10 protein-coding genes and 1 pseudogene are annotated in these 14,776 nt (G+C 69.1%); 6 read left to right on the top strand and 5 right to left on the bottom strand.

Annotated features, from left to right (window positions below):
• Positions 1 to 5: 5 nt before the first annotated feature.
• From edd to RMN86_RS13265, 5 genes and pseudogenes are all read left to right on the top strand, one after another.
• Positions 6 to 1,655 (top strand): annotated as a pseudogene (edd, locus tag RMN86_RS13285) (phosphogluconate dehydratase); the annotation flags it as partial.
• 161 nt (positions 1,656 to 1,816) lie between these two features.
• Entirely contained in the window at positions 1,817 to 2,785 is a 969-nt protein-coding gene (glk, locus tag RMN86_RS13280) for a glucokinase (protein ID WP_309606328.1), read from the top strand.
• Positions 2,782 to 3,399 (top strand): bifunctional 4-hydroxy-2-oxoglutarate aldolase/2-dehydro-3-deoxy-phosphogluconate aldolase, encoded by a 618-nt coding sequence (eda, locus tag RMN86_RS13275; protein ID WP_309606327.1) that lies wholly within the window; start codon positions 2,782 to 2,784, stop codon positions 3,397 to 3,399. Before glk ends, eda begins: the two co-directional genes overlap by 4 nt.
• Before the next feature lie 208 nt (positions 3,400 to 3,607).
• On the top strand, positions 3,608 to 5,011 hold the full coding sequence (locus RMN86_RS13270; protein ID WP_309606326.1) for a serine hydrolase domain-containing protein: 1,404 nt from the start codon (positions 3,608 to 3,610) through the stop codon (positions 5,009 to 5,011).
• Positions 5,012 to 5,163: 152 nt separating this feature from the next.
• Positions 5,164 to 5,967 (top strand): enoyl-ACP reductase, encoded by an 804-nt coding sequence (locus tag RMN86_RS13265; RefSeq protein ID WP_405041350.1) that lies wholly within the window; start codon positions 5,164 to 5,166, stop codon positions 5,965 to 5,967.
• Here RMN86_RS13265 and RMN86_RS13260 read toward each other — a convergent pair.
• The 3 genes from RMN86_RS13260 to RMN86_RS13250 are packed head-to-tail and all read right to left on the bottom strand — an operon-like array spanning position 5,964 to position 9,343.
• Positions 5,964 to 6,572, bottom strand: coding sequence for a TetR/AcrR family transcriptional regulator (locus RMN86_RS13260; RefSeq protein ID WP_309606324.1), 609 nt, complete (start codon positions 6,570 to 6,572; stop codon positions 5,964 to 5,966). The two genes, RMN86_RS13265 and RMN86_RS13260, sit on opposite strands and share 4 nt — an antisense overlap.
• On the bottom strand, positions 6,572 to 8,233 hold the full coding sequence (locus RMN86_RS13255) for a DHA2 family efflux MFS transporter permease subunit (protein ID WP_309606323.1): 1,662 nt from the start codon (positions 8,231 to 8,233) through the stop codon (positions 6,572 to 6,574). Before RMN86_RS13255 ends, RMN86_RS13260 begins: the two co-directional genes overlap by 1 nt.
• A gap of 3 nt (positions 8,234 to 8,236) precedes the next feature.
• Positions 8,237 to 9,343, bottom strand: coding sequence for an HlyD family secretion protein (locus tag RMN86_RS13250; RefSeq protein WP_309606322.1), 1,107 nt, complete (start codon positions 9,341 to 9,343; stop codon positions 8,237 to 8,239).
• A 177-nt stretch (positions 9,344 to 9,520) separates the two neighbouring features.
• On the opposite strand from RMN86_RS13250, the gene RMN86_RS13245 reads away from it, so the two are divergent.
• Positions 9,521 to 10,771 (top strand): UbiH/UbiF/VisC/COQ6 family ubiquinone biosynthesis hydroxylase, encoded by a 1,251-nt coding sequence (locus tag RMN86_RS13245; RefSeq protein ID WP_309606321.1) that lies wholly within the window; start codon positions 9,521 to 9,523, stop codon positions 10,769 to 10,771.
• Between the two features lie 16 nt (positions 10,772 to 10,787).
• Here RMN86_RS13245 and RMN86_RS13240 read toward each other — a convergent pair whose 3' ends face one another.
• Positions 10,788 to 12,938, bottom strand: a complete 2,151-nt coding sequence (locus RMN86_RS13240) for a malate synthase G (RefSeq protein WP_309606320.1) — start codon at positions 12,936 to 12,938, stop codon at positions 10,788 to 10,790.
• Positions 12,939 to 13,052: 114 nt separating this feature from the next.
• Positions 13,053 to 14,645: an isocitrate lyase gene (locus RMN86_RS13235; protein ID WP_309606319.1), complete on the bottom strand. Its 1,593-nt coding sequence runs from the start codon at positions 14,643 to 14,645 to the stop codon at positions 13,053 to 13,055.
• Positions 14,646 to 14,776: the final 131 nt, after the last annotated feature.

The following is a 14,776-nucleotide window of genomic DNA, read 5'->3' as shown; positions in this document are numbered from 1 at the left end:
ACCCCATGCATCCGGTCACCGCGGCCGTCACCGAACGGATCGTCGCGCGCAGCCGCGACAGCCGCGCCGACTACCTGGCCCGCATGCAGGCCGCCCGCCATGCCGGCCCTGGCCGCGCCAAGCTGTCCTGCGCCAACTGGGCCCATGCCTTCGCCGCCGAAAGCGCTGGCGACAAGCTGCGGATGCGCGACCCCTCCGCCCCCAACATCGCCATCGTCAGCGCCTACAACGACATGCTTTCGGCCCATCAGCCGCTGGAGCGGTTCCCGGCGATCATCAAGCACGCCGCGCGCGAGGTCGGCGCGACGGCCCAGTTCGCCGGCGGCGTGCCGGCCATGTGCGACGGGGTGACGCAAGGCCGGCCGGGGATGGAGCTGTCGCTGTTTTCCCGCGATGTGATCGCCATGTCGACGGCCGTGGCCCTGACCCACGACGCCTTCGACGCGGCCCTGATGCTGGGCGTCTGCGACAAGATCGTGCCCGGCCTGACCATCGGCGCGCTCAGCTTCGGCCACCTGCCGGTGATTTTCGTGCCCGGCGGGCCGATGACCTCCGGGATCTCCAACGTCGAGAAGGCCCGCGTCCGCGCCCTTTACGCGCAAGGCAAGGTGACCCGTGAGGAGTTGCTCGACTCCGAGATGGCCGCCTACCACGGCCCTGGCACCTGCACCTTCTATGGCACCGCCAACTCCAACCAGATGATGATGGAGATGACCGGCCTGCACCTGCCGGGCTCGGCCTTCGTGCATCCCAACACGCCGCTCCGTGACGCCCTGGTGGCCGCGGCCCCGAAGCGGGCGGTGGAAATCCGCGACGGCGCCAACGCCTATACGCCGATGTCGGCGGTGGTGGACGCGCGCAGCCTGGTGAACGCTCTGGCGGGCCTGCTAGCCACCGGCGGATCGACCAATCACACCCTGCACCTGATCGCCATGGGCCGCGCCGCCGGCGTCCGGATAACCTGGGAGGACTTCGACGACCTGTCGGCCGTCACCCCGCTGATCGCGCGCGTCTATCCGAACGGCAGCCAGGACGTGAACGCCTTTCAGGCCGCCGGCGGCATGGGCTTTGTGATCCGCCAGCTGCTCGACGCCGGCCTGGCCCACGACGAGGTGATGACCGTCGCCGGCCCGGGCCTGCGCCGCTACCAGACCGAGCCGGTCCTCGACGACGGCAAGCTGGTCTGGCGCGAGGGGACGGCGACGTCGCTCAACCTCGACATCCTGCGGCCGGTCTCCGACCCGTTCGAGGCGCACGGCGGGCTGCGGCTGATGAAAGGTCCGCTGGGCCGCGCGGTGATGAAGACCTCGGCGGTGAAGCCCGAGCATCTGGTGATCGAGGCGCCCGCGATTGTCTTCGAGGACCAAGACGCCCTGCTGGCGGCCTATCAGCGCGGCGAGCTCAACCGGGACTTCGTCGCCGTGGTGCGTTTCCAGGGTCCGCGCGCCAACGGCATGCCGGAACTGCACAACCTGACCCCGCCACTGGGCGTCCTGCTGGACAAGGGCTTCAAGGTGGCGCTGGTCACCGACGGACGGATGTCGGGCGCCTCGGGCAAGGTTCCCGCCGCCATCCATGTGACGCCGGAGGCCGCCAACGGCGGGCCGCTGGCCTATGTGCGGACCGGCGACCTGATCCGGGTCGATGCGCACGCCTGAACGCTGGAGATCAAGCTGGACCCCGCCGAGCTGTAGTCCCGCGGCCCCGCCGCCTGTCCACCCGGCGGCTCAGGCTATGGCCGCGAGCTGTTCGGCTGGATGCGCCGCGCAGCCGGCCCCGCCGACGCCGGCGCCTGCGCCCTGTTCGAGGTCGCCCGATGAAGCCGCAATACGCCGGTCTGGTGGGCGATGTCGGCGGCACCAATGCCCGCTTCGCTCTGGTGGATACGCAAGGCCACGTGCGCAACCTGCACGTCTATACCGCCGCCAACTATGGCTCGCTGGCCGAGGTGATCGCCGACTATCTGGGCCGCACCCTCAACCACAAGCAGCCGCCGCGCGCGGTGGTGGCCGTCGCCGGTCCGGTGCTCGACGGCCAGATCGAGTTCACCAACCTCGACTGGCAGATCTCCGAGGGCGACCTTCTGGCGCAGTTCGCCTTCGAGGCCGTCGAGCTGATCAACGATTTCGCGGCCCAGGCCCTGGCCTGCCCGCTGCTGGCGCCGGCCGACCTCAGGACCCTGGGACCCGCCCTGCGCGGCGCCGCCGATTGCCCAATGGTGGTGATGGGCGCGGGCACCGGCTTTGGTGTGGCGGGTCTGGCGCGCAGCGAGCGCGGCGACATCGCGGTCGCTACCGAGGGCGGGCACGCGGCCTTCGCCCCCAGCGACGATGTCGAGGTCGAGATCTGGAGCCAGTTCCGCGCCCGCCACGGCCGGGTCTCCATCGAGCGGCTGATGTCCGGCCGCGGCCTCTTCGAACTCTACGGCGTGCTGGCAGGCCTGCGGCAGGTCGAGGCGGCGCTGGTCGACGAGAAGGCGGTGATGGACGCCGCCGCCACAGGCGACGCCCTGGCCGGGGAGACCCTCGACCGCTTCTGCGCGATCCTGGGCGCCGTCGCCGGCGACCTGGCGCTGAGCTTCGGCGCCCGGGGCGGGGTGTTCATCTCCGGCGGCATCGCGCCCAGGATGGCCGAGCGGCTGGCCGCGGGCGCCTTCCGCGCACGGTTCGAGGACAAGGGCCGGCTGTCGGCCTATGTCGCCGAGATCCCCACCTCGCTGGTGGTGCATCCCTACCCGGCGATCATCGGCGCCGCGCGCCAGCTGGAGATGCTGGAGCGGCTATGATTTTGGAGAACATCCTCCAGCTGGCCCCGGTGATCCCCGTGCTGGTCATCGAGGACCTGGCCCACGCCGTTCCGCTCGGCCGCGCCCTGGTCTTAGGCGGCCTGCCGGTGCTGGAGATCACCCTTCGGACCCCTGTCGCGCTCGCCTGTATCGAACGCATGGCCGGCGAGATCGAGGGCGCGGTGGTGGGCGCGGGCACCGTGCTGACGCCGTCCCAGCGCCAGGCCGTGGCCGACATCGGCGCGCGGTTCGCCGTCAGCCCGGGCCTGATCGAGGGCGAGGGGCCGGAGGGCCCGATCCCGCTGCTGCCCGGCGTCGCCACCGCCACCGAACTGATGGCCGGCCTGGCCGCCGGCTTCACGCGCTTCAAGCTGTTCCCGGCCAATATCGTCGGCGGGATCGACGCGCTGAAAGCCTTCGCCAGCCCCTTTCCCCAGGCCAGGTTCTGCCCGACCGGCGGGATCAGCGTCCACAACGCCGCCGACTACCTGGCGCTGGCCAATGTGGTCTGCGTCGGCGGCAGCTGGGTCGCCCCCGCCGAGGCCGTCCGCGCCGGCGACTGGGGCCGCATCACCGCCCTGGCGCGCGAAGCCTCGGCGTTGCGCGTGGGCTGACGGACCGAGGCAGCTGTCGGCCATTCGCCGCAATGCGAACATCGACTCCCGCCCCCGCGAGCGTTCGCGGGACGGGCGTTGACGCCCAGGCTGCGATCCCATCACATGATGTCCGGTGTTGCGGGCAGGGGGCGGGCGAATGTCAAGGGGCGCATATCTTTTGGCATGTGGCGCCGGGGCGATCTTCCTGGCTTTCGCGGGGTTCCCGTTGCGCGCCCAGCCAGTCGCGCCGGCGGTCGGACCCACAAGCATCGCCGCCGCTCCGGACGTGCTGGCGGCCGAACGCCTGTTTTCAGCCTGGATGGAGGGTCAGATCGCGTACCGGGGCCTTCCCGGCGTGGCGGTCGGCGTCGTAAGCGACCAGCAACTGGTCTGGTTCAAGGGCTTTGGCTACGCCGACATCAAGGCCAATCGACCGGTGACGGCCTCGACCCGCTTTCGCATGGCGTCCAACAGCAAGCTGTTCACGGCCATTGCCATCATGCAGCTTAGGGAAGACGGAAAACTCCGGCTCGACGACCCGGTTGTGAAGTACTTGCCCTGGTTCAAGGCCAGGACCGCAGGGAGCGACGACGGCCCGATTACGATTGAACAACTGCTGTCCCACAGCTCCGGGCTTCAACGTGAAGCCGGCGACCACTGGGAGTCCCTTAGTTTCCCGACAGCCTCGGAAGTTGAGCATCTCTACCCGGAACGGCAGGCGGCCTTCGCCCCGGCCACGCGCTGGAAATACTCCAACCTTGCGTTCACCGTCGCCGGGCGTGTGGTGGAGACGGTCAGCGGGGAGACCTGGGCGGACTATCTTCAGAAGCATATCTTCGATCCGCTCGGCATGACTGAGTCCAGCGTGGATAAGAACGTCCCGGAGCTGACGGCGCCTTACGGCCGCCGCATGCCGGACGGGACCCGCGAGATTCTCCCCTTTATCGACTCCCGTGGGATGGCCGCGGCTACGGGTCTGACATCGGATGTGAACGACATGGCCAAGTTCATGTCGGCGCAATTCCGGCGGGGCCCACGGGGCGGATCGCAGATCGTCAGCAGCGGGTCCTGGCGCGAGATGCTGCGCGTTCGGTCCGTCGATGAGACCTGGACGAGCGGCTCTGGGCTCGGGTTCGACGTCAAGCGGGTCAAGGATCGGACGTACATTGGTCATGGGGGCGGCTACCTGGGGAACACGACCCAGACGCTCATTCAGCTCGATGACAAGGTAGGCGTGATCGTGCTGACGAACACGAACGACTCAAATCCAAGCGATATCGCCAACCAGTTGATGGCAACCGTTGGCCAGGTGGTTGCGACCGCGTCCAAGCCCAAGACCGCCCCGGTGGCCTGGAACCCGGCGTGGGCGCGGTTTGCCGGACTCTATCGCGGCCGTTGGGGAGATCAGCAGGTCGTCCTGTTGAACGACCGGCTGGCGATCATCGCGCCGAACGCCCCCAATCTGGACAATCCGGTGACGCTCGATCCGGTGGGCGAAGGCCGCTTTCGCTACGGGGCGCCGACAGGCGGCAGCGCGATCGGTGAGATTGTCAGTTTTGCGGAAGTCGCCGGCAGGCCGATGCGGATGACCGTGGGAGACACCTGGGTCGATAGGGTCCAGGGTCCGTGATCACGCTGCGGTCCTCGACCCCAGGGTCCATTCAGCTCATGGCGTTGAAGCGCTGATACCGGGACGCTTCAGCAGGTCTTGCCCTGCGCCGCCGGCCCCGCCACAACCCTTGCCAGACCAGAGGGAGACGCCAGGTGGCCGAAGACTTTCAGATGCCCAAGGGCGCGCTCATGGCCGGCAAGCGCGGGATCGTCACCGGGGTGGCCAACCACCAGTCCATCGCCTGGGGCATCGCCAGCCAGCTGGCCGCCCAGGGCGCGGAGATGGCCTTCCTGCACCTGCCGGGCATGGAACGCCGCGTCGAGCCGTTGGCCGAGAGCCTGGGCGTCAAGGTCCTGGCGCCCGCCGACGTCACGGACGACGCCTCCATGGACGCCGCCTTCGAGACGGTGAAACGCGCGTTTGGCCAGATCGACTTCTTCGTCCACTCGATCGCCTTCGCCAACAAGGATGAGCTCAAGGGTTCCTTCGTCGACAACACCACCCGCGAGGGGTTCCTACGGGCCATGGACATCTCAGCCTTCAGCTTCGTGGATTGCGCGCGCCGGGCCGCGGCTCTGATGCCGGAGACGGGCGGCTCGATCATCACGATGACCTTCATGGGCTCGGAGCGCGCGTTCCCGAACTACAACACGATGGGGGTCGCCAAGGCGGCGCTCGAGGCGGCGGTGCGCTATGCCGCGCGTGACCTCGGCCCTCGCGGCATCCGGGTGAACGCCGTATCGCCGGGCGCCGTGAGAACCCTTTCGCTCGCGGGCATCACGGGCGGTCGCGGCATGCTGGCCAAAGGACGCTCGCTGTCGGCCATGAAGCAGAACGCCTCGATGGAAGGCGTTGCGGGCTGTTCCCTGTGGTTGCTCTCCGACCTCGGCATGTCCACCACCGGCGAAGTTGTCCACGTCGACGCCGGCTTCCATATCATGGGCTTCGCGGAGGATGCGGCGGAGGCCGGCTAAACCGCGTAGGCGCGCATGAACCGGGTCGCCGCCTCGCGGGCGATCCTGTCGATGTTGGCGTCGGTCAGGCCGAGCGGCACGCCCAGCAGATAGGCGGTCTGGCGGCTGGAGATGACCATGCCGGCGAAGAACTCCGCGGCTTCGACGGGGTCCGGACAGGCCAGGCGGCCCGCGGCGGTCTCGGTTTCCAGGAAATCCGCCAGCCCCCGGCGGCTGGCGCGCGGACCGGCCTCATAGAGCGCGCGCGCCACCTCCGGCAAGGTCGCCACATTGGCCATGGCGGTGCGCATCAGGGTCGTATAGCGCGGCGTCAGCAGGGCCGTCAGCAACACCCGGCCAAACGCCGCCAGCGCCTGGGCCGGCTGCTCGATGGCGCCGGGCGCCTCCAGGGGCGCGACGATCTCGTGGACCCGTCGCGCGCACAACGCCTGCACCAGGTCGGCCTTGCAACCGTAGTGATTGTAGATGGTCTGTTTGGAGACCCCGGCCCGCCGGGCGATCTCCTCCATCGGCGCCTGGATGCCGCGCTCGGCCCATACGTCGACCGCGGCGTCGAGGATCGCCTCGTTCTTGGCGACGTCGATCTGGCCGGCCACCCGCGACATCAGTGCGCGCCTCCGGCCCGGGCCGCGGCGAGGTTGGCCGTCGCCGCGCCGGGCCTGGCGAACAGCGCCAGGAAGGCGGCCATCCAGCAGCCGAGCGACAGGAACATGAAAGCGTCGCCAAAGCTCAGCACCGCGGCCTGGCGGCGGATCAGCATCGAGAACGCCTTGTGCGCCCCGCCGTCCGGGTCGGCCATGCCCGCCCCGCTCATCATCGCGGTAAGCCCGCTCAGCATCTCCTGGCTGACGGCGTTGGCGGTGGAGACCGCCGCGGCGATGTCGGTGTAGTGGGCCACCGTCTGGTGGGTCAGGATGGTGGCGATCACCGCCAGGCCGATAGCGCCGGCGACATTGCGGATCAGGTTGATCAATCCCGAGGCGTCCTTCATCAGGGTCACCGGCAGGGTCGAGATGGTCATCATCTGGGCCGCGATCATGGCGATCATCGAGCCCAGCCCGCGGACCACCTGCAGGGTCAGGAACTCCTTGAACCCCCAGTCGTCGGTAATCCGCGCGCCCAGGCCAATGGCCCAGGCGGTGAGCGAAAAGCCGATCACCATGGCCACCCGGGCGTCGATCCGGCTGACCACGCGGCCGGCGATGGGGGCGCTCAGGAACATCGTCAGGCCGGAGACCAGCATGGTGGTCCCGACCTCGGCGGAGGAGTAGCCGCGCACCTGGCCAAGGTAGAGCGGCAGGATGAAGGTGCCGCCGAACAGGCTCATGCCGGTGACAAACGTCATCACGATTCCCAGCGTGAAGTTGCGGTCGCCGAACGGCTTCAGCGAGACGATCGGCTGGCGATAGGTCAGCTGCCGCCAGATAAAGGCCGCGCCGGTCACCGCCGCCAGGACGGTCAGCCACAGGATCGCGTCGTCCTGCAGCCAGCTGTTCTTGGCGCCCTCCTCAAGCACATACTGCATGGCCAGCAGGAAGACGGTCATCAGGCCCAGGCCCCACCAGTCGATACCCTTGGCCAGCCTGGGATCCGGCTTGTCGAAATCGCCGTAGCGGCTCACCAGGAAGACCACCAGCGCACCCACCGGCACATTGATGAAGAACAGCCAGCGCCAGCTGAGCGCCTCGGTAATGTGGCCGCCCAGGGTCGGCCCGATGGTCGGCGCAAGCGTCACGATCAGGCCCACCAGGACGTTGGCCGTGGTCCGCCGCTCAGGCGGGAAGATGGTCATGGCTGTGGCGAAGATCGGCGGGATCATCGCGCCGGCGGCCAGCCCCTGCAGCGCCCGCGTCAGGATCATCATGTCGACGCTGGAGGCCAGGCCGGTGGCGATCGAGGTCAGGATGAAGGCGATGGAGGCGATGACATAGAACCGCTGGGTGCCCCACATTTTGGTCAGGTAGGCGGTGAGCGGCATGATCACCACCTCGGCCAGCAGATAGATGGTCTGCACCCAGCTGATCTCGTCGGCGGTGGCGCCGATGCCGGCCTGGATCTGCACCAGCGAGGAGGCGACGATCTGGATGTCGAGCATGGCCATGAACTGGCCGACGATCATCCCGCCGAAACCCAGGAACACCTTGGTCCAGTTGACCGCCTGGCCGTCGGCGCCCAGCACCGTCGACGGACTCGGCGAAGGCGGCGCCGGCGAGGGAGCCGCGCGGACGGGGGCCAGACCCTCCAGCTTGACCGCGTTGTCGGTCACCGGTCAGCGCGCCAGGCCGCGGCGGGCATACTGGGCGGCCGGCGCCGCGGCGTCGGCGAAGCTGGCGCCGGTCTGCTGGGTCACGTCGACCTTGACCTCGACCGACAGGCCGGGCCGAAGCGCGCCGGCCAGCCGCTGGCCGGGATCGACGGCGATCTTCACCGGCAGGCGCTGGGCGATCTTGGTGAAGTTGCCGACGGCGTTCTCCACCGGGATCAGCGCGAACTCGGCGCCGGTGGCCGGCGCGAAGCTGTCGATCCGGCCCCTGATCGTCTGCTTGCCGAAGGCGTCGGCGCGGATCTCCACCGACTGTCCTATACGCAGGCGCGAGACCTGGGTCTCCTTGAAGTTGGCCACCACATAGGCCTCGGCCAGCGGCACGATGGTCATCAACGTCCCGCCGGGACGGACGTACTGGCCGGGCCGCACGCCCTTGGCGCCGACGACGCCGGCCGTGGGGCTGCGGATCTCGGTGCGCGACAGGTCGATGCGGGCGGAGTCCACGGCTGCGCGGGCGGCGGCGGCCTGGGCCTGGGTCTGGTCGCGGGCGGAGCCCAGGGAAGCCGCGGCCTGGCGTTCGGCGGCGAGCGTCGCCTGCGCCTGATCGACCGCGGCGGACGCCTGCGACTGGGCCGCGCGCGCGGTCTGCACGCGTTGCGTGGAGGACCAGCCGGCCGAGGCAAGCTGGCCATAGCGGCTGAGCTCCGCGCCGGCCAGGTCCGCCTGGGCCCGGGCGCTGGCGACGCCGGCGGACTTCTGGGCGATCATCGCCTGCTCCAGCTTGGCCTTGTCGTCCACCGCGCGGACGCCGGCGTCCAGCGCCTGGGCGTTGGCCTGCGCCTGGGCCAGGCGAGCCTTGATGCTGACCGGGTCGATCCTGACCAGCAACTGGCCGGGCTGCACCGGCTGGTTGTCGTCGACCAGCACTTCACTCACATAGCCATCGACCAGCGGGGCGATGGAGACCTTGTCGGCGGCGATAAAGGCGTTGTCGGTGGCCTCGTAGTGCTGCTTGTTGCTCCACCACAGCGCCCCGCCGGCGATCAGCGCCATGGCGACCGCGCCGCTGACCAGCGCCGGAACCAGACCCACCTTGGGCAACCCCGCCATGCCTGTCATCCCGCAACGCGCAAAAACCAAACTTGGACCCGCCGGTCCATCCAGCAACGGATGTAGGCTCGGGCGGCCGGCCCGGCAAGGCAAAAATGGACCCTCGCGTCCAAGAAACCTCCGCCCGCTCCCAGAGATACTGGACGGACGGGCCGCTTCGTGGGCGTATCGCCGCCGATGAGCGAGACCGAAACAGACGTGATCATCGCCGGCGCCGGCATCGCCGGGGCGACCCTGGCCCTGGCGCTGAACCAGGCCGGACTGACGCCGGTGCTGATCGACCCGGTGGTCTTCGACGCCCAGGTCGCACCCACCTTCGACGGCCGCGCCTCGGCCATCGCCTATGCCGCTTTCCGCCAGTGGCGCGTGCTCGGCGTCGGCTCGGCCTTGGCGCCGCACGCCCAGCGCATCGAGCAGATCCTGGTCACCGACGGCCAGACCCCGGGCGCGGCGACCGGCGGACCCCAGCCCTTCTTCCTGCGCTTCGACTCCGCCGAGATCGCCGACCGCTCCGACGGCGAGCCGCTGGGCTATCTGATCGAGAACCGCCACATCCGCGCCGCCCTGGCCCAGGCGGTCCTCGACGCCGGCATCGAGGTGCTGGCCCCGGCCCGCGTCGCCGCCGCCCGGTTCGGGCCCCGCGCGGCGATGATAACCCTGACCGACGGACGGACCCGACGCGCGCCCCTGGCGGTCGGCGCGGACGGCAAGGGCTCGGTGATTCGCACCGAGGCCGGGATCGGCGCAGTGGGCTGGGACTATCCCCAGACCGGCGTCGTGGCGACGGTGCGCCTGGAACGCCCGCACGAGGGCGTGGCGCACGAGTACTTCCTGCCCGGCGGCCCCTTCGCCATCCTGCCGCTGACCGGCGACCGGGCGAGCCTGGTCTGGACCGAGACCACCGCGCGCGGCGCGGCGCTGAAGACGGCGCAACCAGAGATCTTCCACACCCATCTGCAACGCCGCTTCGGCGACTTCCTGGGCGAGGTGACCGTCGAGGGCCCGGTGTTCACCTATCCGCTGAGCCTGAATCTCGCCGAGCGGCTGGTCGCGCCCCGCGCGGCCCTGCTGGGCGACGCCGCCCATGGCATTCACCCGATCGCCGGCCAGGGCCTCAACCTGGGCCTCAAGAGCGTCGCGGCCCTGGCGCAGATCCTGGTCGAGGCGGCCCGTCTGGGCGAAGACATCGGCTCGCCGGTGGTGCTGGAGCGCTACGCGGCCTGGCGGCGCTTCGACACCGCCACGCTGGCGGCCGGGACGGACCTGTTCGTCCGCCTGTTCTCCAACGACAATCCGCTGCTGCGCCTGGCGCGCGGCGTCGGCATGGCCGCGGTCAACCGCATCGGTCCGGCCCGCCGGTTCTTCATGACCGAAGCCGGCGGCGCGGTGGGGGACCTGCCGAGACTGCTGAAGGGCGAGGCGCTGTAGACCACAATCCAGCCGGCTACCCGGCGATCTGCGCCTTCCGCTCGCGGCGACGGGCATGGAGGATGTGTTCGGTGTAGCCATTGGGCTGGCGGCGGCCTTGGAAGATCAGGTCGACAGCCGCCTGGAAGGCGATACTGGCCGCCGGATCGGGACTCATCGGCCGGTAGAGCGGATCGCCGGCGTTCTGGGCGTCGACCACCTTGGCCATCCGCGCCAGGGTCTCGCGCACCTGGGCCTGCGTGCAGACGCCGTGATGCAGCCAGTTGGCGATGTGCTGGCTGGAGATGCGCAGGGTCGCGCGGTCCTCCATCAGTCCCACGTCATGGATGTCGGGCACCTTGGAGCAGCCGATGCCCTGGTCGATCCAGCGCACCACATAGCCCAGGATGCCCTGGACGTTGTTGTCCAGTTCCTCGGCCACGTCGGCGGCGTTCCAGTTGGAGTGAGCCAAGGGCGGCGTCAGCAGGTCGTCGAGTCCTGTGGTCTGGGCGGCGGCCTGCATCGTCGCCTGCACCGCCGGCACATCGACCTCGTGATAGTGCAGGGCGTGCAGTACGGCGGCCATGGGGGACGGCACCCAGGCGGTGCTGGCCCCGGCCCTTGGGTGGCCGATCTTAGCGGCCAGCATCGCCCGCATCATGTCCGGCGCGGCCCACATGCCCTTGCCGATCTGGGCGCGACCCGGGAAGCCCGCGGCCAGGCCGATCTCCACGTTGCGCTGCTCATAGGCCGGCAGCCAGGGTTCGGCCTTGATGGCGTCCTTGCGCACCACCGGCCCGGCCTCCATGGCGGTGTGGATCTCATCGCCGGTGCGATCGAGGAAGCCGGTGTTGATGAACACCACGCGGTCGCGGGCGGCATGGATGCAGGCCGCCAGGTTGGCGCTGGTGCGTCGCTCCTCGTCCATGATGCCGAGCTTGACGGTGTTGCGCGCCAGACCCAGGGCGTCCTCGACGAGGTCGAACAGGCGTACGGCCAGCGCAACCTCCTCGGATCCGTGCAGCTTTGGCTTGACCACATAGACCGACCCCGCCGGACTGTTGCGGCGCGCGCCGTTCAGGTCGTGCAGGGCGGCGGTGACGGTGATCAGGGCGTCGAGGACGGTCTCGAACACCGGTTGGCCGGCGTAGCGGACCGCCTCGGTGGTCATGTGGTGGCCGACGTTGCGCACCAGCATCAGGCTGCGCCCGCGCAGCGTCACCCCGCCACCGTGGGTGGTGGCGTAGCGCCGGTCGTCGTCCAGCCGCCGGGTCTCGGAGCGTCCGCCCTTGGCGAAGCTGGCCGACAGATCGCCGCGCATCAGGCCCAGCCAGTTGCGGTAGACGCCGACCTTGTCCTCGGCGTCCACGGCGGCGACGGAGTCCTCGCAGTCCTGGATGGTGGTCAGCGCGGCCTCCACCAGCACATCGGCGACCCCGGCCGGGTCGTCCTTGCCGATCGGATGGTCGCGGTCGATCTGGATCTCCAGGTGCAGGCTGTTGTGGACCAGCAGCACGGCCTGCGGGACGCCGGGCTCGCCGCGCCACCCGACGAACTCGTGCGGATTCGCCAGTACGCTCTCCTGGCCGCCGCTCAGGCGCACGATGAGGCCGCCCTGGCCGACGAAATAGCCCACGGCGTCGGCGTGCGAACCGGTCGACAGCGGCGCGATGCGATCAAGAAGTTGGCGGGCATAGGCCACGACCTTGCCGCCGCGCACCGGGTCGTAGCCCTTTGCGCCGGTCGGGGGCTCCAGGACGTCGGCGCCGTAGAGCGCGTCATAGAGGCTGCCCCAGCGGGCGTTGGCGGCGTTCAGCGCGAAACGGCCGTTAGACACCGGGACCACCAGCTGAGGCCCGGCCAGGCTGGCGATCTCCGGATCGACGTTGCGGGTGGCGATCTCGAAGGGCGCGGGCTCGGGGAGCAGATAGCCGATCTCACGCAGAAATTCAGTTTCCTGGGCCACGTCGAAGACCCTGCCGCGACGCGCCAGCCACCAGCTATCGATCCGCGCCTGGAGGTCGTCGCGGCGGGCCAGCAGGGCGGCGTTGCGTGGCGTGAAGTCGGCCAGGATGGTCTCCAGCGCCGCCCAGAACGCCTTGGCGGCGACCCCTGCGCCGGGCAACAGTTCGTCCTCGACGAAGGCGTGCAGGCGAGGGTCAACGGAAAGACTGCGGGTGATTTCCATGGGCGTGACCGGGCGTTGGGGGGTGTCCCGTCGGGCAGGATGCGGGGTGACCCGGAAAAAGAAAGGCCCCCGCCACAGGGCGGGAGCCTGGAGTCTCTCTGGGACGTCTCGCCCCTAGGCGAACTGGCCCATGGTGTTGTGCACGCCGCCAGCCTTCAGGGCGGCTTCGCCGGCGAAATACTCCTTGTGGTCGTCGCCGATGTCGGAACCCGACATGTTCTGGTGCCGGACGCAGGCGATGCCCTCCCGGATCTCCTTGCGCTGCACGCCGGCGACGTAGCCCAGCATGCCCTGGCTGCCGAAATAGTCGCGGGCCAGATTGTCGGTGCTGAGCGCCGCGGTGTGGTAGGTCGGCAAGGTGATCAAGTGGTGGAAGATGCCGGCCCGCTTGGCGGCGTCCGCCTGGAAGGTGCGGATCTTCTCGTCGGCCTCGATGGCCAGCGCTGTGCTGTCGTAGTCGACGCTCATCAGCTTCTCGCGATCGTAGGCGGCGACGTCCTTGCCCGCCGCCAGCATGGCGTCGAACACCTGCTGGCGGAAATTCAGCGTCCAGTTGAACGACGGCGAGTTGTTGTAGGCGAGCTTGGCGTTGGGAACGACTTCGCGGATGCGATCGACCATGCCGGCGATCTGGGCGATGTGCGGCTTCTCGGTCTCGATCCACAGAAGGTCCGCGCCGTTCTGCAGCGAGGTGATGGAGTCCAGAACGCAGCGGTCCTCGCCGGTGCCGGCGCGGAACTGGAACAGGTTGGACGGCAGGCGCTTGGGCCGCAGCAGTTTGCCGCCGCGGTTCAGCACCACATCGCCGTTCTTCATGTCGGCCTGCGAGATTTCCTCGCAGTCGAGGAAGGAATTGTACTGGTCGCCCAGATCGCCTGGAGCGTTGCTGACGGCGATCTGCTTGGTCAGGCCCGCGCCCAGGCTGTCGGTGCGGGTGACGATGATACCGTTGTCGATGCCCAGCTCCAGGAAGGCGTAGCGGCAGGCGCGGACCTTGGCCAGGAAGTCCTCGTGCGGCACCGTGACCTTGCCGTCCTGGTGGCCGCACTGCTTTTCGTCGGAAACCTGGTTCTCGATCTGCAGGGCGCAGGCCCCGGCCTCGATCATCTTCTTGGCCAGCAGATAGGTGGCCTCGGCATTGCCGAATCCCGCGTCGATGTCGGCGATGATCGGCACGACATGGGTCTGGAAGCCGTCGATGGCGTCGAGCAGGGTCTGTTCGCGGGCCTTGTCGCCGACGGCGCGCGCCGCGTCGAGGTCGCGGAACACCATCCCCAGCTCGCGGGCGTCAGCCTGCTTGAGGAAGGTATAGATCTCCTCGATCAGCGCCGGAACCGAGGTCTTCTCATGCATCGACTGGTCGGGCAGTGGCCCGAAGTCGGAACGCAGCGCCGCCACCATCCAGCCGGACAGGTAGATGTAACGCCCCTGCGTCGTTCCGAAATGCTTCTTGATGGAGATCATCTTCTGCTGGGCGACGAAGCCGTGCCAGCAGCCCAGCGACTGGGTGTAGTTGGCGGGATCGGCGTCATAGGCGGCCATGTCGCGGCGCATGATGTCGGCGGTGTAGCGGGCGATCTCCAGGCCGGTCTTGAAGCGGTTCTGCACCCGCATCCGCGCCACGGCTTCGGCATCGATGCCGTCCCATGCGCCGGCCTTGCTCCTGATGAGCTGGCCCATCTCGATGATGTGGTCCTGATATGCCATCTGTCTCTTCCGCGATCTGCCGGCGCGCGCGCGCCGAAACGTGCCGTCGCCTTGCCCGCGATCCCGTCCCGACGGGAGTCGCCACAGGGTCCAGTTGTAAGACTTTACAAAGAATGATTGTAATGTTGTAA

The organism is Phenylobacterium sp. (assembly GCF_031360265.1).
GTDB lineage: Bacteria > Pseudomonadota > Alphaproteobacteria > Caulobacterales > Caulobacteraceae > Phenylobacterium.
This window is presented reverse-complemented; position numbering and strand designations above follow the sequence as displayed.